This window comes from Stutzerimonas kirkiae (assembly GCF_004327335.1).
GTDB classification, from domain to species: domain Bacteria; phylum Pseudomonadota; class Gammaproteobacteria; order Pseudomonadales; family Pseudomonadaceae; genus Stutzerimonas; species Stutzerimonas kirkiae.
Genome location: NZ_QJUO01000013.1, coordinates 1 through 22,689, shown reverse-complemented (window position 1 = coordinate 22,689; position 22,689 = coordinate 1). Strand labels below are relative to the sequence as shown.

The 22,689-nt window shown below is 64.6% G+C and carries 21 protein-coding genes; 3 read left to right on the top strand and 18 right to left on the bottom strand.

Annotated elements, in window-relative coordinates:
- Positions 1–396 precede the first annotated feature (396 nt).
- Positions 397–1,227, top strand: a complete 831-nt coding sequence (gene queF, locus DNJ95_RS09075; RefSeq protein ID WP_131184405.1) for an NADPH-dependent 7-cyano-7-deazaguanine reductase QueF — start codon at positions 397–399, stop codon at positions 1,225–1,227.
- Positions 1,228–1,328: 101 nt separating this feature from the next.
- Here the strand turns inward: queF and DNJ95_RS09070 are convergent, their stop codons facing one another.
- Entirely contained in the window at positions 1,329–1,601 is a 273-nt protein-coding gene (locus DNJ95_RS09070; protein ID WP_131184404.1) for a DUF4404 family protein, read from the bottom strand.
- A gap of 171 nt (positions 1,602–1,772) precedes the next feature.
- Between DNJ95_RS09070 and rluB the strand changes: the two genes are divergently transcribed.
- Positions 1,773–2,783 carry a 23S rRNA pseudouridine(2605) synthase RluB gene (gene rluB / locus DNJ95_RS09065; RefSeq protein ID WP_131184403.1) on the top strand — a complete coding sequence of 337 codons (1,011 nt, stop codon included), beginning with the start codon at positions 1,773–1,775 and terminating at the stop codon, positions 2,781–2,783.
- 136 nt (positions 2,784–2,919) lie between these two features.
- On the opposite strand, the gene DNJ95_RS09060 is transcribed toward rluB, so the two are convergent.
- The 17 genes from DNJ95_RS09060 to DNJ95_RS08980 all read right to left on the bottom strand — a co-directional run bounded on the left by DNJ95_RS09060 (position 2,920) and on the right by DNJ95_RS08980 (position 20,849).
- On the bottom strand, positions 2,920–3,498 hold the full coding sequence (locus DNJ95_RS09060) for a TadE/TadG family type IV pilus assembly protein (RefSeq protein ID WP_131184402.1): 579 nt from the start codon (positions 3,496–3,498) through the stop codon (positions 2,920–2,922).
- Complete coding sequence (locus DNJ95_RS09055) at positions 3,498–4,025, bottom strand: TadE/TadG family type IV pilus assembly protein (RefSeq protein ID WP_131184401.1); 528 nt, start codon at positions 4,023–4,025, stop codon at positions 3,498–3,500. Before DNJ95_RS09055 ends, DNJ95_RS09060 begins: the two co-directional genes overlap by 1 nt.
- A 3-nt stretch (positions 4,026–4,028) precedes the next feature.
- On the bottom strand, positions 4,029–4,892 hold the full coding sequence (locus DNJ95_RS09050; protein WP_131184400.1) for a tetratricopeptide repeat protein: 864 nt from the start codon (positions 4,890–4,892) through the stop codon (positions 4,029–4,031).
- 21 nt (positions 4,893–4,913) lie between these two features.
- The gene (locus DNJ95_RS09045; RefSeq protein WP_131184399.1) at positions 4,914–5,870 is read right to left on the bottom strand and encodes a type II secretion system F family protein; all 957 of its coding nucleotides are present in this window, start codon (positions 5,868–5,870) and stop codon (positions 4,914–4,916) included.
- A complete protein-coding gene (locus DNJ95_RS09040; protein WP_207388760.1) occupies positions 5,867–6,856 on the bottom strand; it encodes a type II secretion system F family protein in 990 nt (329 codons plus the stop codon). Before DNJ95_RS09040 ends, DNJ95_RS09045 begins: the two co-directional genes overlap by 4 nt.
- Entirely contained in the window at positions 6,856–8,220 is a 1,365-nt protein-coding gene (locus DNJ95_RS09035) for a TadA family conjugal transfer-associated ATPase (RefSeq protein ID WP_131184397.1), read from the bottom strand. Before DNJ95_RS09035 ends, DNJ95_RS09040 begins: the two co-directional genes overlap by 1 nt.
- Positions 8,221–8,236: 16 nt before the next feature.
- A complete protein-coding gene (locus DNJ95_RS09030; RefSeq protein ID WP_131184396.1) occupies positions 8,237–9,472 on the bottom strand; it encodes a CpaE/TadZ family protein in 1,236 nt (411 codons plus the stop codon).
- A 20-nt stretch (positions 9,473–9,492) separates the two neighbouring features.
- Entirely contained in the window at positions 9,493–10,146 is a 654-nt protein-coding gene (locus DNJ95_RS09025) for a CpaD family pilus assembly lipoprotein (RefSeq protein WP_131184395.1), read from the bottom strand.
- An 11-nt stretch (positions 10,147–10,157) separates the two neighbouring features.
- Positions 10,158–11,726, bottom strand: a complete 1,569-nt coding sequence (locus tag DNJ95_RS09020; RefSeq protein ID WP_131184394.1) for a type II and III secretion system protein family protein — start codon at positions 11,724–11,726, stop codon at positions 10,158–10,160.
- A gap of 60 nt (positions 11,727–11,786) precedes the next feature.
- Positions 11,787–12,716: a Flp pilus assembly protein CpaB gene (cpaB, locus tag DNJ95_RS09015; protein WP_131184393.1), complete on the bottom strand. Its 930-nt coding sequence runs from the start codon at positions 12,714–12,716 to the stop codon at positions 11,787–11,789.
- A gap of 16 nt (positions 12,717–12,732) precedes the next feature.
- Entirely contained in the window at positions 12,733–13,293 is a 561-nt protein-coding gene (locus DNJ95_RS09010; protein WP_131184392.1) for an A24 family peptidase, read from the bottom strand.
- A gap of 22 nt (positions 13,294–13,315) precedes the next feature.
- The gene (locus DNJ95_RS09005) at positions 13,316–13,516 is read right to left on the bottom strand and encodes a Flp family type IVb pilin (protein ID WP_131184391.1); all 201 of its coding nucleotides are present in this window, start codon (positions 13,514–13,516) and stop codon (positions 13,316–13,318) included.
- A gap of 134 nt (positions 13,517–13,650) precedes the next feature.
- Positions 13,651–15,045, bottom strand: coding sequence for a sensor histidine kinase (locus tag DNJ95_RS09000; RefSeq protein WP_131184390.1), 1,395 nt, complete (start codon positions 15,043–15,045; stop codon positions 13,651–13,653).
- On the bottom strand, positions 15,032–15,697 hold the full coding sequence (locus tag DNJ95_RS08995; RefSeq protein WP_131184389.1) for a response regulator transcription factor: 666 nt from the start codon (positions 15,695–15,697) through the stop codon (positions 15,032–15,034). The genes DNJ95_RS09000 and DNJ95_RS08995 overlap by 14 nt, the downstream gene beginning before the upstream one ends.
- Before the next feature lie 223 nt (positions 15,698–15,920).
- Positions 15,921–17,036 carry an ABC transporter permease gene (locus DNJ95_RS08990; RefSeq protein ID WP_131184388.1) on the bottom strand — a complete coding sequence of 372 codons (1,116 nt, stop codon included), beginning with the start codon at positions 17,034–17,036 and terminating at the stop codon, positions 15,921–15,923.
- A 1-nt stretch (position 17,037) separates the two neighbouring features.
- Positions 17,038–19,779: a ribosome-associated ATPase/putative transporter RbbA gene (gene rbbA, locus DNJ95_RS08985; RefSeq protein WP_131184387.1), complete on the bottom strand. Its 2,742-nt coding sequence runs from the start codon at positions 19,777–19,779 to the stop codon at positions 17,038–17,040.
- Positions 19,776–20,849 carry an HlyD family secretion protein gene (locus tag DNJ95_RS08980; RefSeq protein ID WP_131184386.1) on the bottom strand — a complete coding sequence of 358 codons (1,074 nt, stop codon included), beginning with the start codon at positions 20,847–20,849 and terminating at the stop codon, positions 19,776–19,778. Before DNJ95_RS08980 ends, rbbA begins: the two co-directional genes overlap by 4 nt.
- A gap of 276 nt (positions 20,850–21,125) precedes the next feature.
- Between DNJ95_RS08980 and DNJ95_RS08975 the strand changes: the two genes are divergently transcribed.
- On the top strand, positions 21,126–22,223 hold the full coding sequence (locus tag DNJ95_RS08975; RefSeq protein ID WP_131184385.1) for an NADH:flavin oxidoreductase/NADH oxidase: 1,098 nt from the start codon (positions 21,126–21,128) through the stop codon (positions 22,221–22,223).
- Positions 22,224–22,689: the final 466 nt, after the last annotated feature.

Below are 22,689 nucleotides of genomic sequence, written 5' to 3'. Positions count from 1 at the left end.
CGCTCTCGCTCTTTCAGGCAGCGCCGAAAGTAGCTGGCATTCGCACAGGAACGCCGCATCAGAGATCACGCGGCACGCTTTATCGACCAGAAACAAAATTGCCAATCCGCTATCAATGTATTCCCGCATCGAGGCATGGGGTGAGCGCCCCGTGGGCAGGCAGGGCGATCGCGCTATTCACGGCAAACAGCCGAAACAGCGTGGGAAGGCTGGATGAAAGCGCGTGGCAGCCGGTGTTGTTCGTCCAGCTTTCCAGCCTCCAGCGCTTTTATCGAAGCACCTTGCCGGTGCATAACGGCATAGCGCGATCGTCCTGCGTGGGCAGCCCCGGACGAAGGCACGAATGCCCGTGAGGCGCTACAATCGCGGGCGTTTTCTCCAGCAGGTTCCTTCGCCATGCAACACCCCGCCGAACTTTCTCCACTGGGCAAGTCCAGTGCCTACGTTTCCAGCTACGCCCCGCAGTTGCTGTTCCCGATCTCCCGGGAAACGAAATGGCATGAGTTGGGGCTGACGGCGGCGACCCTGCCTTACCGTGGCGTGGATATCTGGAACTGCTATGAACTGTCCTGGCTGCTGCCTTCGGGCAAGCCGGTGGTGGCGATCGGCGAATTCGTGATCCCGGCCGACTCGCCGAACATCATCGAATCCAAGTCGTTCAAGCTGTATCTGAATTCGCTCAACCAGACGGTCTTTGCCAGCCACGAGGCCCTGGGCGAGACGCTGGTGCGCGACCTGTCCGCCGTGGCGGGGGCACCGGTCCGGGTGCGTGTGAGCAGTATCCAGGAGGCAACGGCGCAAGGTCTGGCCGAGCTGCCGGGGCTGTGCATCGACGACCTGGATATCGCCATCAGCGATTACGCCGCGCCCCGCGCCGAACTGCTGCGCTGCGAGCCGGCGCGGCAGGTCAGCGCTAGCCTGCACAGCCATCTGCTCAAGTCGAATTGCCCGGTGACCGGCCAGCCCGATTGGGGCAGCGTGCTGGTGGAGTACCAGGGGCCTTTTCTGCGGCCGGAAAGCCTGCTGGCCTATCTGGTGAGCTTCCGCCAGCATGCGGATTTCCATGAGCAGTGCGTGGAGCGTATCTATCTCGACCTGTTGCGCGTGCTGCGTCCGCAGCGGCTGGCGGTCAGCGCCCGCTATGTGCGGCGTGGCGGGCTGGACATCAATCCCTATCGCAGCAGTGAGCCATTCATCCAGGTAAACCCGAGGCTGGCCAGGCAATAGGCCGTTCTCGGTCAGGCCATGGGCGGGAAGCAGAGTCCAAGTAGGGTGCGCGCAGCGCACCCTACAACGGTTTCGTGACCGTAGGCGGGAAGGCCGGGTTCTCAGATGCCCATATTGGCCAGGCTCTGGATGATATTGCGCAGGGTGATGGCGGTGGTGGGGTGGCTGACTTCGAAACGCTCGACCGCCAGGTTCACGCCATCGACCAGGGAGTCGCCAGGCTCGGTATCGCCGGAGCCTTCGTTGGCCAGGCGGATTTCGATGCGTTGGGCGATCTCATGCAGGGCCTCGCGCTCTTCCTCGGTCAGCGGGGTGTCCTGGGCGAGCTGGTTGCGCAGTTCGTCGAGTTGCGATTGCAGTTGGTGGATCGGCATGGTGTTTTCCTTGTGGCCGTTGCAGTTGACTGTACTTCCGAAGGTTAAACCAGAGCAGGCGGGTTTGTCCGCGTCCGTTGGCGATCGGTAGCGGCTTTCGTGCGTGGCGTCGTGCAAATGCGTATGATACGGCTCCTTTCAATCGGAAGTGTCACACCGGGAGGTGCCCAGATGACCGAGCACGAAACACCCCAACCCCATGTCGCCCACGGCGAGAAACTGCAGAAAGTGCTGGCGCGCATGGGGCTCGCCTCGCGCCGCGAAGTCGAAGGCTGGATCGCCGCCGGGCGCGTCAGGGTCAATGGCGCTGTGGCGGGCCTGGGCCAACGGGTCGATCTGCACGATGCGATCGCCCTGGATGGCCGCCTGCTCAAACGCGAAGAGGCCAGCGAAGCGGTGCGCCGCGTGCTGATCTACAACAAGCCCGATGGCGAGATCTGCACCCGCGACGACCCCGAGGGCCGGCCGACGGTGTTCGATCGCCTGCCGCGCCTGAAAGAAGGCCGCTGGATCAATATCGGTCGCCTGGACATCAATACCACCGGCCTGCTGCTGTTCACCACCGATGGCGAACTGGCCAACCGGCTCATGCACCCATCCTACGAAATGGACCGCGAATATGCGGTGCGTGTGCGTGGCGAGGTGGACGAGGAGATGATCGAGCGCCTCAAGGCGGGTGTCACCCTCGAGGATGGCCCGGCACGTTTCACCGATATCCAGCAAGCGCCGGGAGGCGAGGGTTTCAACCATTGGTATCACTGTGTGGTGATGGAGGGGCGTAACCGCGAGGTACGGCGCCTGTGGGAATCCCAGGGGCTGGTGGTCAGCCGCCTGAAGCGCGTGCGTTTCGGGCCGGTATTCATGACCGCCGACCTGCCGATGGGACGCTGGCGGGAAATGGCCCAGCGCGAAGTGGATATCCTCAGCGAGGAAGTCGGCCTGACGCCGGTGGCGTTGCCCGAGGTCAAGGTCAAGCTGAAGGAGAAGCTGGAGCGCCTGCAACGCAAGACTTCCAAGCCGCTGACCCGCAGTGAGCGCAACAAGCGCGTGCTGCGCCCGGCGGAGGATCGCGATGGGCAGAAGGCTGGAAAGCCCCGTGAGCGTGGTAGCGCCGTCGCGGAGCGGCCTGCCGATGTCAGGCGCCGGGGCCGGGATAGCGGCAAGGGGCGAGGGCGTAGTTGAAGCGGCGCCATTATCATCCAGCTTCGATAAAGGCGCTGGAGGCTGGAAAGCTGGACGAAAACACGCTGGGCCAGTCTTTCGTCCAGCCTCCAGCCGCTTTCCCGAGGCATTCCAGCGTAGGCACGATTGCCCTGGCTTATTCGTCCTCGTCCCGTAGGCCGACTTCCGCGGCGAGGGTTTCGTCGAGCTCCAGTTCGTTATAGAGCATGCGATTGAAGGCGATGGCCTGCATCTCCTTGTCCACCAGCAGGCCGCTGCTCAGGGCCAGGCTGGAGCTGTTGCGGCACAGTTGCACGACCACCATGGCGGTCGTGCTGGGGTTTTCCGGGTCGTACTCCTGTTCTTCCGGCAGTTCTCCGGTGTATTCGAGGCCTTCGCTCTGCTGGGGGCACAGGTCGCCGGCGGAGCCGCGGTATATGGGCCTCCAGGCCATGCTGCGATCCAGCGCCACCTGGTGGATGATCAACTCGTACTCGCCGAGGATTTCCGCCGCGGCGACCTGATCGACGAGCGCCTGCAGTCCGTCGTAGTCCAACCTGCTCTGGTTGGAGAGAACCGAGGCGATGGTATGGGCCGACTGTTCCATGTGGCTGCGCGCCTGGTTGACGTTGTACAGGTCGGCGCTGATGAGTGCGGTGCCGATCAGCACCGGCATGACCAGCGCGGTTTCCAGTATCGCGCTGCCGCGTTGGCGGCGAGGGCTGAATGCCTTCATCACTCGTCTTCCTCGTCGTCTTCGTCGCTGGGCAGGTCGCCGAGCAGATGGCGATACTGGTACTGGAACGCCTCGCCGAGGCCGAACAGGGCCGGCAGCGGTGTCATGAACTGCTGGCTCAGGTCGACCGTGACACTGAGGATGGGCGGTGAGCGATCGTTCTGGGCGGCCAGGCTTTCTTCTTCATCGCCGGGGTCGTTGGTACCTTTGCCGAACTGATAGAGGTTATCGAAGGGGAGTACTTCGATCTCCAGGTTTTCTTCGCTGAGAAAGTCGTAGGAGAAATCGATCATGCGCTTTTCGATATCCTGCTGCAGCTCTTCGGCGTTCTTGCGATAGAAGTTCGAGTCGTGGCGGAAATTCTGCAGGGCGTGCTCCAGCGCGAGGCTGCCGATACCGATCATGAGGGCGATACGCGCCAGCTCGAACAGCATCATCACGCCGAACAGCAGGACCGGCAGGATCAGGGCGGTTTCTATTGCCGTGACGCCTTGTTCGTCACGCGAGCAACGGGAGAGATCACGCATGCTTCAATCCTGCTCGCTCAGTACCAATGGACGCTGGCTGGCGGCCAGCAGCTCCTGGGCCAGGGGCGCACCGGCGGCGATGCGCTGGCGGGTGGCCTGGAAGTCTTCGATGATGCGTCCGGCAAAGCCGGGTTGCAGGTTTTCCAGCAGGATGCGCCGGGCGGTGTCGTCATGCCCCTCGAGTACATAGGCCAGGGCCAGGTTCAACTGCAGCGCGGCGTCGCCACCGTTGCGCGCCTGGTTGAGCAGGGCGATGGCGCGCTGGTTCTCGCCGCTGGCGAGCCAGGCCAGGGCCAGGTTGTTGGCCGCGGCGCTGTTGCCGGGTTCCAGTTCCAGTATCTTTTCGAATTGCTCGCGCGCGCCTTCGCTGTCGCCGCCGATATTCAGCGCCACGCCGAGGCCATTGAGCGCCTGGGTATTCTGCGGATCGGCCTGCAGGGCGCACTGGAAATCGCCGATGGCGCGCTGGGACTGCCCGAGGGCCAGGCGCGCACGACCCACGCCGTTGCACAGGGCGATACGCTGGCCGGGGGCGATGGCCTGCAGATCGTCGCCCAGTTGCCGCCTGGCCCGCCCATAGAGGGCCAGTGCCTCCTGCTGCGGGCGCAGCGTGGCGGCAAGGCTGGCGTACTCCAGCAGGTAGGCGCCCTCGAGTTGCTGGCGCTGGTCCATGCGTTCGTAGACTTCATAGGCCGCCTGTAGCCTGCCGTTGTCGCGCAGGACACGGGCCAGGCGCAGGGCTTCCCCGGCTTCCTTGGTCAGCGCCGGCGGTTTGCCCGAGTCGAGCGGGTTGACGCCACTGATGCTGGCGCAACCGGTGAGCGAGATCAGGCCGATAAGCAGCAGGCTGGGCAGGGTGGATCGCATGGTTCGATGGCTCCGGGAAGGTCAACTGCCGAGCAGGCGGATGATGCGCACCATGGCGGGGGCGCCCATCATCGCCACGATCGGCGGCAGGATCATGGTCATCAGCGGTACGCTGAGTTGGGCTGGCAGCTTGCCGGCCTTTTCTTCGAGATTGAGGATCAGCGCCTTGCGGCTTTCATCGGAAATAGTGCGCAGCGCCTGGGACAATGGCGTGCCGTAGCGTTCGGCCTGGATCAGGGTGGCGACCATGCTCTCGATATTGCTGACGCCGGTGCGCTCCGCCAGGTTCAGCAGCGCCCGCGTACGGTCGCTGAGAATCTGCAGTTCGGCCCAGGTGTAGCGCAGCTCATCGGCCATTTCCGGCGCGGACAACGCCAGCTCCCTGGAGACCACCTGCAGCACGCGCCCCAATGGCAGGCCGGCCTCGGCGCAGATCACCATCAGGTCGAGGGCGTCGGGTAGGCTGCGCGCCAGGCGCTCGCCGCGCTGGGCGCTGCGCAGCCTGAGCCAGGCCTCGGGCAGGGTGCTGCCGACGAACAGGGCGATCAGCCCGGCGGCCAGGCCGCTCAGCCCGAAGCGGTTATCGGGGGCGAGCAGGCCGAACAGCACGATCATCAGCAGCAGGAGGCCGAGGGCGTATTTGCCGGCCATCAGCAGGCCGAGCGCCTCGGGGCCGCGGAAGCCGGCCATGGCCAGCAGGCGGCGCAGGTTCTGGCGGTCGTTGTCGGTCCCGGCCAGGCTGTCGCCGGCGCGTGCGATGGGGCGCAGTATCGCTACCTGGCGTGGCGAGAGTTGCAGGCCCTGGTTGCGCAGGATATCCGCGACCGGGCTGGCGTCGCCGGGCGTCGACTGCAGGTTGAGGCGGGCGCGCAGGCTGGATGGGCGCTGCAGGCGGTAGATACCGATCAGGCCCAGGCCGATGCCGCAGAGCATGAGGCCCAGGCAGGTTTGCAGCAGCGGGTCGTCGAGCAGGTTCATGCGACCCTCCTGACCATCAGGTGAGTGATCAGCAGGCCCAGGGTGACACTGGCGAAGGCGTAGAACAGCACGGCATTGCCCGTGGGGTCGTTGAGCAGGAAGTGAAAGTCCTTAGGCGAGTTCAGGTACATATAGCCGAGGGCCAGCGGTACCAGCGAGGCGACGATCTTCGCCGAGGCCCGGGCCTCTGAGGTCTTGGCCTGGATCTTCAGTTGCAGTTCCTGGCGCTCGCGCAGGGTGGATGCCAGGCGGTCGAGGGTTTCCCCGAGGCGCCCGCCGGCTTCCTGGTTGATGATCAGGATCACGGCGAAGAAGCGGTATTCGTTCAGCGGGATGCGCTTGGCCGAATCCTGCATGACCTGCCGCAGCGGGACCCCCAGGCGCAGCCAGTTGTCGATCAGGGCGAATTCAACCGCCAGCGGCCCCGGCAGGTTTTCCGCGACCAGGGCGAAGGCATTGCTGACCGGCACCCCGGCGCGGGCGGTGCGGGTAATGGCGTCGATGGCTTCCGGCAGGCTCTGCTTGAGCTGCTTCAGGTGCTTGGCCATGGCGCTGCGGTAAAGCATGTTGCCGATACCGAGGAAGAAGGCCAGGGTGAACAGGCCGCCCAGCAGCCAGGGCAGGGGCGTATCCCGTCCGAGCAGGATACCGGCGGTCAGGCTGGCCAGCCCCAGCAGCGACAGCCGCATGCGCAGCGTCTTGTCCCAGCCGAGTATGCGCAGGTCCAGCCAGAGCCTGCCCAGGCGCGGGCCGATCAGCGGCCATTGCGCCAGGGGTGGCTGCTCCAGCTCGCGCAGGATGCCCTCGGCCTGCGCGAGCTGGGCGTTGCCGGGCCGCGCCCCCGACAACTGCGCCTGCAACTGTCGCAGATGCTCGCGCGAGGCCTGTTCGCGCTGGCGTCTCCCGCCAAGACCGCGTGCGGTGAAGAACGCCAGCAGGACACAGACGAAGACCAGTACGGTGAACAGATCGAGTACGGCATCCATCAGGCTTGCCCCTCGAACAGATGGGCGTGGGTGCCGTAGAAGTGCGGGCGCTGGCCGCTGGGTACGAACTGGCCGGAGAGGTTGCCCTTGGCATCGATGCTGGTGGTCTTGAAACCGAACAGTTCCTGGGTCTGGATGACCTCGTTCTCCATGCCGCAGACCTCGGTGATCGAGACGATGCGGCGGGCGCCGTCACGCATGCGCTCGACCTGCACGATCAGGTTGACCGCGCTGGCGATCTGCCGGCGGATCGCCTCCAGCGGCAATTGCATGCTGGCCATCATCACCATGTTCTCCAGGCGCATGATGGCATCGCGCGGGGTATTGGCGTGTACCGTGCACAGTGAACCATCGTGGCCGGTATTCATCGCCTGCAGCATGTCGAAGCTCTCGCCGCCACGCACCTCGCCGAGGATGATGCGATCGGGGCGCATGCGCAGGGCGTTGCGCACCAGGTCGCGCTGGTCGACCTTGCCGGTGCCTTCGGCGCTGATCGGGCGGGTTTCCAGGCGTACCACGTGGATCTGCTGCAGTTGCAGTTCGGCGGCGTCCTCGATGGTGATGATGCGATCTTCGTCGCTGATCTTCTGCGACAGTGCGTTGAGCAGGGTGGTCTTGCCCGCGCCGGTACCGCCGGAAACGATGACATTGAGCTTGGCCAGCATCGCCCGGCGCAGCACTTCGACCATCTCGTGGGACATCGCGCCGCGCTCGGCGAGGATCTCCAGCGACATGTTGCGGCGCATGAATTTGCGGATGGAGATGGTGGTGCCGTCGATCGCCAGCGGATAGGTGATGACGTTCACCCGGCTGCCGTCGGCCAGGCGGGCGTCGACCATCGGATGGCTTTCGTCGATGCGTCGCCCTACCGCCGCGGCGATGCGCTGCGCGGTGTTGAACACATGCTCTTCGTCGATGAAGGTGATCGGCGACAGTTCCAGCTTGCCATAGCGTTCGACGAACACCTGGCCGGCGCCATTGACCAGGATATCGTTGACGCTGTCGTCGGCGAGCAGTGGCTGGATCGGGCCGATGCCGACCATCTCGTTGAGCATTTCCTCGCCGATGACTTCTTCTTCCTGGCGCGAGAGCTGCAGGCGTTGTTCGTCACAGATGCGGCGGATCAGCGATTCGATCTGTATGCGCAGCTTGTCGCGCCCCATCGCGGCGGCTTTCAGCGGGTCGATCTGGTCGTACAGGTGGGTGCGGATAATGCGCCGGTTCTGCGTGCCGAGGGTATCCGCCGGTTTGCCGCCGGTGTTGCGCTGGACGCTGGTGGCACGTATTTCCTGTGGCGCCTCGACGGCCTGTGGCAGGTGCGGCTGGCGCGCCGGCAGGGGCTTTTTCGGTTGACGGATCAGCATGCTGGAACTCCTTGGCTCAGGCTGCCGAGCGGTTGCGTGTCAGGGCGCTTTTCAGTCGTCCGACGAGGCCGGTGCCGGGCGCCTGCTTGCGCAGTGGCCTGCCGCAGGCAAGGTCCGCCAGGTCCAGCAGGGCCGCCTGGAAGGCCGGCGCGCTGGGCAGGTGCAGGGCGCCGGTCAGCAGGCTGTCGCCGAGGACCTGGCCGGCGTGGGGCAGGATCAGGTCGACCGGGCGTCCGACGAACTCCTCGAACTGGCTGCGTTCGACGATGCCGGCCTGGCCCTGGCGCGAAGGGTTGGCCACCAGCAGCAGGTGCTGGCCGGCGCTTTCGTCGCCGATCTCGCGCAGCAGCCGGTGGCTGTTGCGAGCATCCTGCACGGTGAAATCGGTCAGCAGGATGCGGGTCTGGGCATGGGCGAGCACATCCAGGGAGCCTTGCGGGCGGCCCGCTGGCAGATCCCAGATGACCTGGTTGAACATACGGCACAGGCTGGCGCCGAGGGTCAGCAGATGTTCCGTGCTGAAATTCGCATCCGCATACAGGCTGGGTTCCTGGGCGAGCAGGTAGAGCCGATCGTTGATCCGGCCCATGGCGCGTTGCAGGAAGCGCGCGTCGATTTCCTCGCTGGCCAGTGCGCCGGCCAGGCCGGCGTCACCCTCATAGCCAAGCAGCAGGGCGAGGTCGCCATTGCTGCGGTCGAAGTCCACCAGGGCGGTGCTGCTGTGGCGCTGGGTGGACAGCAGCAGGGCCAGCCCGGAGGCCACGGTACTGGCACCGCCGCCGCCTGATACGCTGGTGACGGCAATGGTGCGGCCACTGCGTGCCGACTGTATTTCGCCCAGGGCGTGGCCCTGGGCGCGTGACAATACCGAGGCCAGCAGATCGAGCGGCACGGGCTTGCTCAGGTAGTCGAAGACGCCGCTGTGCAGCAATGTGCGGTAAAGGTCGATGTCCTGGCGACTGCCCAGCGCGATGATCTGGCAGGCCGGATCGCAGACCTCGATGAGGTCCTGGATCGACTGCAGGGGCAAGGGGTCGCCATCCAGGTCGACCAGCAGCACGGTGGGTGGTGGGTTGCTGCTGGTCCAGCCGATGGCGCTGGCGATGCCGCCGCTCATGGCCATGTCGCTGGAGTGGCCGAGGCGCAGCAACTGTTCGCCGAAGTGGCGGGCCTCTTCCTCGGTGGCCGCGAACAGGGCCACGCCATGCTTGCCTCCGACGGGTTCGAGCGTGTTCCGGGATACGTCGTTCATGATGCTGTTCTCCTGCCGGATCAGTCTTCCTGGAAGTCGATGTCGAGCAGTTCACGCACTTCATCGTCGTAGTAGCGGGTGACCGCGTTGACCGCGGCGATGCCGTCGCCGGCGTCCAGCGTGCGGGGGCGTACGAGGTCGCTCGGGTCGGAAACCATGCGTGCGATATTGGCGCGGTTGGCGCAGCCCATCGGGCCGATGGCCTGGTAGGGCTTGACCGTCCACACTTCGGCGTCGGCGATGGAGCAATCGGGGGTCTTGACCACCAGGGCCTCGGAAACCACCTGCAGGTCCCATTGCCGGGCTTCGGCAGCTTCCAGGCGTACAGGCATGACGATGATCTGCTCGGCGGGGGTGCCACGATCACGCAGGACCGCAGCCAGGCGTTGTGCCAGGCGCTCGCCGGAAGGCGTATAGGGTTGCAGGCTCAGGGTCTGACGCGACAGGCGGCCCTGGGCGCGCAGCAGGGTGTTGAGATTATCCAGCGACTCGGCGCTGAAGCTGCCGTTGCCGGCCGCCTTCAGCGAAGCGACCATGGCCGATGGCGTGACCGTTGGCAGCGGCGCGCTCTGGTAGGGGGTGAAACGGGTCTCGCGCATCTGGTTGAGGTTGCGGTCGCAGCCTGTGACCAGCAGTGAGAGCGCCAGCAAGGACAGCAATGGGCGTACAGTCATGGCAATTCTCCTCAGAACAGGTAGCCGGCGGCGGCCTGGGACGGCATCATCGAGTCCAGGGCGCGGATACCGCGACCGGGGGCCTGCAGGTCGCCAGGGGCGGTGGGCTCGACCACGTAGGCGGTGGCGATGATCACCAGTTCGGTATCTTCCTGGGAGCTGGCGTCGGTCTCGAACAAGCGGCCGAGGACAGGGATGCTCTTCAGGCCGGGCACGCTGCTGATGCTCTGGTTGATATTGCTGCGCAGCATGCCGGCGAGGGCGAAGCTCTGGCCGCTGGCGAGTTCCACCGTGGTGTCGGCGCGGCGTACCTTGAAGGCCGGAATGACATTGCCTTCCAACGTCACCGCGCCTTCGTCGGACAGGTCGCTGACCTCTGGCGCGACATGCAGGCTGATGCGATTCGGCGACAGCAGGGTCGGCGTCATGCGCATGATCACGCCGTACTGCTTGTACTCGATGGTCACGTTGTTGTTGGTGATGATGACGATGGGCACCTCGCCGCCGGCGGCGAAGCCCGCGGTTTCCCCGGACATCGCCGTCAGGTTGGGCTCGGCCAGTACCGTGGCCAGGCCATCTTCGGAAAGGGCGGTCAGCAGGCCGGCCACCGTCGTCGAACCATAGCTATGGGAGCCGCCGGCCACGGCATTGCTGATGCCGGTGGAGGTGAATGCGCCGGTGGTCGCGTCGAACAGGCTGCTGGCGTTGCGGAAGAAGTAGTTGCCGTTCTTCAGCGTGGCTTCCCAGTTCAATCCCAACTGGGTCGACAGGCTGCGCGACACCTCGACGATGCGTACGCTGATATTGACCTGGGCCGACAGCTCGACCTTGAGCTGGTTGACCACCTTCGGTCCTTCGCCACCACCGCCACCCTGGGCGCCGGAGCCGCTGGCGCTGCTGCCGCCGAGGTAGGACTCGACGCTGCTGATCACCTGCTTGGCCTGCTGCGGGGTGCGTACGCTGCCGCGAACGATCAGGCCATTGTTGGTGGCCGGGCCGAATTCGACACGCGAACCGGGCACTTCATTCTGGATCTGCTCGCTGAGGGCCGCCAGGTCGTGGTTGGCCACCAGGCGGATCGCCGCGATCACCTTGTCGTCGCTATCCAGGGCGTAGAGCGTGGTGGTGCCGGCTGCCTGGGCGAAGACGAAGACGCTGCCCGCCGAGGGCATCTGGAAACTGGCGATGCTGGGGTCGGCCACCAGTACCTTGGCGGCGGGCCGGGGCAGTTGCAGCAGGCGGCCCTGCTTGACCAGCAGCTTGATGTCCTCGGTTTCGCTGATTTGCGTTAATTGCTTGCGTAAACGCGATGCTGTGTTTTGCTGGTCTGTGCGCTTTTGCGCTTTTGCGCTTTGGGTAACCCCTGCTTGCGCTATCGTCCCGGCCTCGACGACCTGCCCTGCCTGGGTATGGATCTGCTGGAGGAACGCCAGGTCCAGGTCCGGGTTGTAGGTGTTGGCCGGCTCTGCCGGCGTATCGGCGCTATCCTGGCTGGTGGCGTGGGCGAGTCCGGGAGCGGCGATCCCTGCGCCCAGGGCGCAAGCCAGCGAGAGGGCTGTGGTTTTGAACGCGAACTTCATTTGTTGGGTTCTCTGTTGGGCAGGTGCGGCTGGTGCGTGCCAGCCGTCGACAATGTCGGGTTACTGCTGGCCGAACTGCACGACTCCGGCGGCGTTGCCATGGAATGTAGCCACCTTCGAGTTCGCCGAAGGGGCCGATGCCTGGTAGACGCCGGTGGTCTGGGCCAGGGTGGTGACATGCCCGCTGCCTGGCTTGACCTGGCCGTCGCTATGCTCCTGGCTGCTGCGCAGCGCCAGTTGCAACGTGCCGATCTGGCTGGCCAGGGCGAGTTTCTCGGTATAGGCCGGTGGCACTTCCAGCGTGACGGTTTCGGGGAAGGAAGAAGGGTAGGCGTCGGTATCCTTCTTCTTGGCCTTGGGTTCCACTTCCGGGCGCGGTTGCAGCGGGCTGCGGGCCTGGTTGTTGATGGCCAGCACGCGAACGTCGCGTAGCAGTGTCTGGGTTGCCAGGCGCGGTATCTGGTCCTGGTTCAGCGGATTGACCAGGGGCGCTTCCTGGGCCCGCTCCAGGTTGACCAGCACGTCCACCCTGTCACCCGATGCCACCATGCTGTAGAGGCTGCCGGTGTTGTTGGTCGGGATGGACACGGCGCGCAGGCCGGGGGTGATGACGGTGGCGATGAAACCGGGCTCGTTGGCCTTGACCACCAGGTTGCTGGTCAGCGCTGCGCCGGCGGCGATGGCTTGGCGTACGCTGGCGCCGGTCAGTTGGCCGATCTGGTCGCGGCCGTCGATGAAATACAGGCGCTCGTCGTGCGCGTTGTCGGTGTCCTGCCAGCGCAGGGCCGAGGGGTCGATGAAATCGCCTGGCCGCAGGTCACGGCTGGCGACCAGAATGGCCGGTTGCTTCGGCTTTGGTTCTTCGACCCGGACGGGGGCTTGCTCGACCACTACGGGCGGCGGTGGCGTCATCAGTACCCGAGCCAGCAGGGCGGCGCCGCCGGCCATGACCAGGGCGCCAGCCAGGAGAAGGATGGAAGGGGTTTTCATGGGTTGGACCGTGCAGTCAGGAGTGGATGGGAAATAGCAGGGTGTAGAAAGCGCCTGCGGCGATGGCCAGCCCGTAGGGAATACCTTGCGGGCAATCCTCCGTCAGTACCATGGGCGTTGGAATGGCCAGGCGTGGGTGGCGCTGGCCGAATTTCATCCAGGCCTGGGCGCAGAAGCCCTCGAGCATCGTCAGCAATGGCAGGCCAAGGGCCAGCAGGCCGCCCGCCAGTGCGGTGACGATCAGGAAGGTCATCAGGCCCAGGCCGCTGAGCCACAGGCACATCACGGCCATCAGCTTGACGTCGCCAGCTCCGACGCGCCCCAGGCTGAACAGGACGAAGCCCACCAGCAGCACGATACTGGCGCCGCACAGTGCGCGCAGGACCTGGTACAGCAGGCCGTTGCCGGCCAGGGCCGCGAATGGCCCGAGGCCGAACAGCGCCGCCAGCGGCAACAACAGCCACAGGGCCAGGAGGATCAGTACCAGGGTGTTGTGGATGCGCCTGTACAGCAGATCGCTGCAGATCACCCAGGCCAGCGCCGGCAGCAGGACGAGCATGGCATAGGTGGTGTACATGCTGGGCTCCGTGGCCGGTTGCTTACTGGCTGGTGCCGGGGTTGTTGGTGTTGGTGATCTGGTCGGCGATGGAGGAGAAGCGTTCTTTCAGGGCGGTGACGAACACGCCGTCGGAACCGAAGATCACACCGATGGCAGCTGCCATGGCGGCTGCCAGAATCCCGTATTCAATAGCGGTGACAGCGCTTTCATCGGCGAGGAATTGTTTGAGACGGCTGGCCATGTAGCGACTCCTTGAGGATGGGGGAGGGATAATTTCCGAGGGAATCTCATCCCTTCGAACAGTGTCGATATTAGGAGTTATTCTCAACTGGGCGGCAAGCGGCCGATCATTAAGAATGCTTAAGGAATTGATCCTCAGTCGCGCTGCAGGGCGCGTATTCTCAGTATCGCGCGCAAGCCCGGCTGGTTGTCCTCAAGGGTCAGCTCGCCACCGTGCAGGTCGGCGATGGCCTTGGTCAGGGTCAGCCCCAGGCCGTTGCCGGGGGTATCGCCACTGGTATCCAGGCGCTGGAAGCGCTCTATCGCCTTGTCGTTGAGCGGGTGCGGGATGCCGTTGCCCTGGTCGGACACGCTGATGCGGCTCCAGCCATGCAGGTTATGGATGGCGAGGGTGATGGGCTTGCCGGTCGGTCCGTACTTGAGTGCGTTGTCGATCAGGTTGGCCAGGGCCTGGAACAGCAGTGCCCGGTCGCCATAGAGCTGGCAGTCGTCGGCCGTCTGGATCACCAGTTCGCAGGCGCGTTCCTCCGCCAGTGGCAAGTAGTACTCGCGGATATCCTCGAGCAACTGGCGGGCGTGGATCGGCTCGAACTGATGGGCGCAGCGGCCGGTTTCCACCTCGGCGATACGCATGACCGCGCGGAACAGGTTCTGGATGCGCTCGCCATCCTGGATGGCGCGCTGCAATTCATCGCGGGCAGCGCCGTCGACCATTTCCGCGACATTCCACAACCGGCCCTGCAGGCGTGTCAGCGGTGTACGCAGTTCGTGGGCGATATGGCTGGTGATGTTCTGCACTTCATCCATCAGCCGGTTGATACGGTGCAGGCCCTGGTTGATTTCGTTGCCCAACTGGTCGAACTCGTCGCCCTGGCGGTCATGCGGGACCATCGCGCTGTGGTCGCCGCTGGCATAGCGCCCGAGCGCATCGCGGATACGGTTGATGCGCGACAGGTTGCGAATGCTGAAGGGCAGGCTGATCAGCATGATCGACAGCAGGATGATCAACAGGCTGGCACTGGCGAGCAGCGGGATGATGCGGGTTCTTTCCAGCATCGGGCGCAGGTCGTAGGCGCTGAAATATTGCCCGCCGTCGGAAAGTGGTACGACCAGCCCGAGGATTTCCATGGTGCGGCCTCTGGAGTCCCGCAGTTCGGCGTGGCGCCAGTTGCTCGCGCAGGGTGCCGGGCAGTTGTCGCGAGGCATCAGCCGGGCGTCGCCATACAGCGGTTGGTCGGCGCTGTCGAAGACGATCGAGTGGCGATCCTTGCGCAACTCGAAGGGCTGCCGGTAGGTGAGCGCCGCGGCGACGTTCCTGGCTTCGGTAAGGCGCCCATGCAACTGCTGCGAGCGGATGTCGGTGAGGATCATGTCGCGTACGTGGCTGCGCATGACTATTTCCAGCAGGTGGTTGCTGAAAACCATGGACATCAACGCGACCAGCAGGCAGATGAAGGCAATGGTGGCGGCCTGGCGAAAGTTACTGGTGTTGAGCAGCAGACGCAGGTTGCGGGTGCTACCCCAGGACATAGCCGATGGCCCTTATGGTGCGGATCAGCGGGCGCTCGAAGCCCTTGTCGATCTTGTTGCGCAACTTCGACAGGTGCACGTCGATCAGGTTGGTCTGTGGATCGAAGTGATAGCCCCAGACCTTTTCCAGCAGCATGGCGCGGGTAACGGTCTGGCCCTGGTGTTCGGCCAGTACCTGCAGCAGCTTGAACTCCTTGTCGGTGAGATCGATGCTGTTGCCGTTGCGCTGTACTTCCCGGCGGTTGAGGTCGATGCACAGGTCTTCGATGTGCAGGCGCTCGTCCTGCTGCAGGTGGGTATTGCGCTTGGCCAGCAGTTCCAGGCGCAGCAGCAGTTCGGTGAAATCGAAGGGCTTGCCCAGGTAGTCGTCGGCACCGGCACGCAGTCCTTCGACGCGATCTGCTATCTGGTCGTTGGCCGAGAGTACGAGAATCGGCGGGCGTGCCCGCCCGTTGAGGCGGTTCAGCAGTTCGATGCCGTCCATCCTGGGCAGCACGCGGTCGAGGATGACGACATCGAAGGCTTCGTTCTGGATCATCTGCAGGGCACCTTCGCCATCATCGGCCAGGCGGAAATTATGCCCTGAGGCATGCAGTTTGCTGCCGATCCAGTGGCTGACGGAGGCGTCGTCTTCTACTACCAGAACGCGCATGCGCTGTTCCTCAGTGAGTGTGGGCTAAAGCGGGAGTCTTTTTAACAATCATGGCAAGGCGATGGGATTAAGAATCCTTAAGTCTAATGATAATACTTACCATTATAATAATTATAGCTCGCCGTGGAAATAGGTTTGACCAATCGGGCAGGGTGTTTTCGGGAGGGGCTGGATAGGACGGGGGGACGGCGCAGCGGCGCGCCTCATGGCGCGCCAGGCTGGGTCAGTGCAGGGATTTTCTCAGGCGTGACAGGGCGCCGACGAAAAACACCGAGCCGATGGCGATCAAGGCCAGCAGTTGCGGCCAGACGATGGAAATATTGGCGCCTCGGAACAGGATGGCCTGGGCCAGTTGCACGAAGTGAGTGGTCGGTGCCGCCAGCATGATCTGCTGCACCAACTCCGGCATGCTTTCACGTGGGGTCATGCCTCCCGAGAGAATCTGCAAGGGCATCAGCACCAGGATCACCAGCAGGCCCAGTTGCGGCATGGAGCGCGCCAGGGTACCGAAGAAGATGCCCATCGAGGTCGTGGCGAACAGATGCAACGCCGCACCGCTGAGGAACAGCGGTATGGAGCCGGGAATCGGTACCGCCAGCCAGCCTTCGACCACCAGCGCCAGGGCGATGGCCGATGCGCAGAGTACCACCAGCCCCATCGACCAGACCTTGGCGCACATGATCTCGAAGGGGGTGATGGGCATCACCAGCAGGTGTTCGATGGTGCCATGCTCGCGTTCGCGGATCAGTGCCGCGCCGGTGAGGATGATCGACAGCAGGGTGATCTGGTTGATCACCTCGTTCACCGCGCCGAACCAGGAGCGCACCAGGTTGGGGTTGTACTTCATGTGCACCACGGCATTCACCGGCAGTGCGCTGGCGCTTTTATAGCGGGCGAGGAAGGCGCTGGTCTCGTCGCTGATGATCTGCTGGATATGCCCCGCGCCAGTGAAGGCCTGGGTGATCTGCGTGGCATCCACGTTGAGCTGGATGGTCGGTTGGCGTCCGGCCAGCAGGTCCTGCTGGTAGTCGGGCGGGATGCTCAGGGTGAAGGTGTAGAGGCCGGCATCCATGCCCTGGTCCATTTCCTGCAGGTCGATGGGCTTGGGCGGCAGGAAGTAGGGCATCTGGAAGGCACTGATGATGCGCTGGGAAACCTGCGACTGGTCTTCGTCGATGACGCCGATGGTGGCGCGGTGCGGCGCTTCCGGCACGCCGGTGGCGCTGGAGTAGATGCCCAGGGTGAACGCATAGACGATCAGCAGTACCAGCGCCGGGTCGCGGTACAGGCTGCGTAGCTCCTTGATACCCAGTTGCAGGATGTTGCTCAGGCTGGCCATGTCATTTCTCCTGTTTCTTCAGGCCGAGGACACTGAACAGCGTCAGCACCGGGATGGTCAGCAGCAGGGGGATGAAGTACGGATAGAGTTCCACCAGCCCCAGGCTTTTCGAGAACACGCCGCGGCTGATGGTGAGGAAGTGGGTGGTCGGATAGAGATTGCCGATCATCGCGCCAGCGCCCTCCATGGCCGAGACCGGGTGCAGCAGCCCGGAGAATTGCGTGGCGGGGATCAGGGTGGCGATGGCGGTGCCGAAGATCGCCGCGATCTGGCTGTTGAGCACCGACGAGATCAGCAGCCCGAGGCCGGTGGCGCAGATGACGTAGAGCAGCGCACCGAGGCTCAGGGCCAGCAGGCTGCCCTTGACCGGCACATCGAATATCAGCACCGCGAGCGCCACCAGCAGGAAAAAGTTGACCATGCCCAGGACGATATAGGGCAACTGCTTGCCGACCAGGAACTCCAGGCGTGTCACCGGCGTGACATAGAGGTTGGTGATCGACCCCAGTTCCTTTTCCCGCACCACGCCCAGTGCGGTGAGCATCGCCGGGATCAGCATCAGCAGCAGTGGAATCACCGCCGGCACCATGGCCGGCAGGCTGCGTACGTCGGGGTTGTAGCGGTAGCGCAGGGCGATATCGGTGGAGCTGCCGGCGACCGCGTGGGGCTGACTGGCGGCCAGCGCCTGCAGGTAGCTCAGGTGGATGCCCTGGACATAGCCCTGGACCGTGTCGGCGCGTGTCGGCATGGCGCCGTCGATCCAGAAGCCGACCTCCGGTACGGCACCGCGCTTGAGGTCGCGGCCGAAGCCGGGTGGGATCTCCACCGCCAGGCTGAGTTCGCCGTTGCGCATGCGCTGGTCGAGCTCATCGTAGCTGTACAGTGGCGACTTCTCGATGAAATAGCGCGAGCCGGAGATATTCTGCACATAGGTCTGACTGGTGCTGGTCTGGTCGCGGTCCAGTACCGCATAGGGCAGGTCTTCGACATCCATGCTGATGCCGTAGCCCATGATGAACATCAGCAGCACGGTGCCGAGCAGCGCCAGGGTCGCGCGGATCGGGTCGCGCCGCAGCTCCATGGACTCGCGCCGGGTATAGCTGAGCAGGCGGCGCAGGCTGAAGCGCGCGTTCAGGTCGGCATGGCTGTCGCCGAGCTCGGCCGATGGCGTGGCATTCTCGCTATCCATGGCACCATCGTCCGCGACTTCATCCTTCAGGTAGGCGATGAAGGTTTCTTCCAGGGTATCCAGCCCGCGCCTGGCCATCAGGCCACGTGGGGTGTCGCTGGCGAGCACGCGCCCGGCATGCATCATCGACATGCGGTCGCAGCGCAGTGCCTCGTTCATGAAGTGTGTGGAGATGAAAATGGTCACGCCATCTTCGCGCGAGAGCTTGATCAGCAGCTCCCAGAAACCGTCCCGGGCCACCGGGTCGACACCCGAGGTGGGTTCGTCGAGGATCAGGATTTCCGGCTGGTGGATCACCGCCACCGCCAGCGACAGGCGCTGGCGCACCCCCAGCGGCAGGTCGCCGGGCATTTGCTCGGCGACGCCGTGCAGGTCGAACTGTTCGAGCATTTCCTCGATGCGCGTATCGCGGCGTTCGGCGGGGATATGGAACAGTCGGGCGTGCAGGTCGAGGTTCTGGCGCACGCTGAGTTCGCTGTACAGCGAGAAGGCCTGCGACATGTAGCCGACCCGGCGACGGGTGTCGATGTTGCGGGTATCGACCGGCTGGCCGAACAGGAAGGCCTCGCCCTCACTGGCCGGCTGCAGGCCGGTGAGCATCTTCATGGTGGTGGACTTGCCGCAACCGTTCGAGCCGAGGAAGCCGAAGATCTCCCCGCGCTCGATACGGAAATCCACATGATCGACGGCGACGAAATCGCCGAAGCGGCACGTCAGGCCGTGGGCCTCGATGGCGACGGCATGCTCGCCCTCGACCTCGGGGCGTGGCGGAATCACCAGTTCATGGTGGCCGCGGCGTTTTTCTTCCGGCAGCAGCGCGATAAAGGCCGCCTCCAGGTTGTCGCGTCCGGTGCGTTGCAGCAGTTCGCCGGGGGTGCCGGTATCGAGTACCTTGCCGTCATCCATGGCCACCAGCCAGTCGAAGCGCTGCGCCTCGTCCATATAGGCGGTGGCGACCAGCACGCTCATGCCGGGGCGGCGCTGGCGGATACGCTCGATCAGTTCCCAGAACTGACTGCGGGCGAGCGGATCGACGCCAGTGGTGGGTTCGTCGAGGATCAGCAGGTCGGGGTCGTGGATCAGCGCGCAGCACAGGCCGAGCTTCTGTTTCATGCCCCCCGAGAGCTTGCCGGCGGGGCGATCGGTGAAGGGGGCGAGGCCGGTGCTCTGCACCAGGTCGGCGATGCGCGCCTCGCGCTCGGCCTGGGCCTGGCCGAACAGGCGAGCGAAGAACTCGAGGTTCTCGAAGACGGTCAGGGTCGGATAGAGATTCTTGCCCAGGCCCTGTGGCATATAGGCGATACGCGGGCAGACCGCGCGCCGGTGGCCGCGTTGCGCCATGTCGCCGCCCAGCGCCCAGACCTCGCCCTGTTGCAGGCGGCGAGCGCCGGAGACCAGGGCCAGCAGGCTGGACTTGCCGACGCCGTCCGGGCCAATCAGACCGACCATGCGATTGGCCGGAATATCCAGGGTCACCTCATCGAGGGCGCAGGTGTCCTTGTAGTGCAGGCTGACCTTCTGCAGCCGCACGACCGGCGCGGTGCTCTCATTCATTGCGGTACCCGGATCTGCAACCGTTCAGGCCATTGCGCCTGTGCATCGAGTTTCAGATAGGCCATGCCGGGGACGCCGGTCTTGACCTGCTCCAGGTGTTGTCGCAGCAGTTGCGGGTCCAGGCGGGCCTTGACGCGGAACATGAGTTTCTCCCGCTCGCTGGCGGTTTCCACGCTCTTGGGGGTGAACTGCGCGACACTGGCGACAAAGCTGACCTTGGCCGGGATGACGTAATCGGGCGCGGCGTCGATGATCAGGTGGACATCCGAGCCCAGTGCGACGCGGCCGGCCTGGTGCGACGGCAAGAAGAAGGTCATGTAGACATCGTTCAGGTCCACCAGGTTGAGCACCTTGCCTCCGGCGCCCAGCACCTCGCCCGGTTGGCTGACCCGGTATTGCACGCGACCGCTGCGGGGTGCCTTGAGCTGGCTGTCCTCGATATCGGCCTGCAGGCGCTCGACACTGGCCTGGGCGGCTTCCACCGCCGACTCCGCTTCGATGACTTGGGATTCGGCTGCTTCGATGCCGGCCTGTGCCGAGTGCACCTGGGCACGTGCCGCCGCAAGCGCGGCCTGGGTGCTTTGCAATTGGGCGGTGTCATCGTCCAGTTGCTGCTGGGGCATGGCGTTGCGCTTGACCAGGATGGCGGTGCGCGCATGGCGCTTCTGCGCGGCGGTGAGTTCGGCCTGGCGTTGGGCGACCACGGCTTCGGCGCTGACTTTCTCGCTATGGCGCAGGCTGACCTGGGCCGCGGCGGTACGGATGGCGTTCTGTGCCTGGCGCGTCTGCGCCTGGGCCTGGGCCAGTTGCGCTTCGAGTGTCTGCGTGTCCATGCGCGCCAGCACCTGCGCCTCCTGCACGAAGTCGCCCTCGTCGACGAGGATCTCCTGCAGGCGGCCAGCCAGTTTGCTCGCGACATCGACTTCGGTCGCCTCGATGCGCCCATTGGCGCTGGCGAAGCCTTCCCCAAGCTCATCCGTCTGCATGGTCCACCAGCCGATGGCGACCACGCCGAGCACTGCCACCAGCAACGCCAGTTTGCCGAGTGTGGCCTTTCTTTCCTGTTTCATTGGATGGGGCTCCTGCTTTGAACGAAGAATCCGGTCGGCGGATGATAAAGGCTATCGGCTTATTGTTCAGCATGGCAGTGGCCGGGGAAAGCCGCATGCGCTGCTTTGGTACGGCATCGGGTGGAATACTGACACAGGTCAGCCATGGGATGGCGCGACTCGATCGCCGTTGTGACGAGGCAAGACCGTATGGCGACTTGTACATGGGCTGGCTGTACCTTCGGTCCCGGGCGGTCTTTACTTGAAAGTGCAATTCCCCTGCAGATGAGGCCAGCCATGACACATCTATTCCAGCCCCTGACACTTCGCCAGTTGACCCTGCCCAATCGCATAGCGGTTTCCCCGATGTGCCAGTATTCGGCCGAGGATGGTCTGGCCAATGACTGGCATCTGGTCCACCTGGGCAGCCGGGCCGTGGGCGGCGCCGGCCTGGTGCTGGTGGAAGCGACCGCGGTATTGCCCGAGGGGCGCATCAGCGCCTGCGACCTGGGCCTCTGGAATGAGGCGCAGGTCGAGCCTTTGCGGCGCATCGCCACCTTCATCGAAAGCCAGGGCGCGGTACCCGGCATACAACTGGGACATGCCGGGCGCAAGGGCAGTGTCTGGCAGCCTTGGCTGGGCCGGCACGGCAGCGTGCCGCTGGAGGAGGGCGGCTGGCTCCCCGTCGGCCCTTCCGCCATTGCCTTCGATCCGGAGCACCGGGTGCCGCAGGCGCTGGACGAAGCCGCTATCGCATCGGTCATCCAGGCGTTCGTCGAGGCGGCCGGGCGTGCCCGGCGTGCCGGCTTCAAGGTATTGGAGATCCACGCGGCCCACGGCTATCTGTTGCACCAGTTCCTGTCGCCGATCTCCAACCAGCGCCAGGATGGCTATGGCGGTTCGTTCGCAGGGCGTATCCGCTTGCTGCTGGAGGTTTCCACCGCCGTACGCGAGTCCTGGCCCCAGGCGTTGCCACTATTCGTCCGGCTGTCGGCCACCGACTGGGTCGAGGACGGCTGGAGTGCCGACGAAACCGTCGAGCTGGCGCGTCACTTGAAGAGCCTGGGGGTCGACTTGATCGATGTTTCCACGGGCGGGACCGCGGTCAATGCGGAAATCCCCATCGGCCCCGGCTACCAGACCCGCTTCGCCGAGCGTATTCGCCGCGAGGCGCATATCTCCACCGGGACGGTTGGCCTGATCACCGAGGCGGTGCAGGCCGAGCATATATTGCGTACTGGCCAGGCCGACCTGGTATTGCTGGCCAGGGAACTGCTGCGCGACCCCTATTGGCCGCTGCACGCCGCCGAAGCCTTGCGCGACAGCGAGGTACCCTGGCCGGCGCAATACGTGCGTGCGGCACAGCGCGATACGCCATTGCGCAAGCCACGCTGATGGAGCACCGAGTATGCCTTGTCTCAGGGGGCGATACCGGGGCGATCGCGCTATGCCGTTGGTGCTTCGATAAAAGCGCCGGAGGCTGGAACGCTGGACGAAAAACACCGGCTGTCACGCTTTCGTCCAGCCTCGAGCCTTCCAGCGCTGTTTTCGGCTGTTTGCAGTGCATAGCGCGATCGCCCCGGGAGCGATACATCGCTACTGGATTGGCAATCGTGTTTGTGGCTTCAGGATCGTAGAGCGCGATCTCGGGATCACCGTTCCTGTGCGAATGCCTGGTGGTGGGACGGGGCACGCGTGAATACATCCCTGTAGCTCTTCGCCGCCATCCCTGGCGGCGAAGGCCCCGTCCCACCACCAGGCATCCGCACAGCCACTATCGGCGCTGCCTGAAAGAAACAGACCGGCGAAACCGCAAGTCCTATGGATGATTCGGTACTGCGCCGCCGGCTCTTTCCATAGT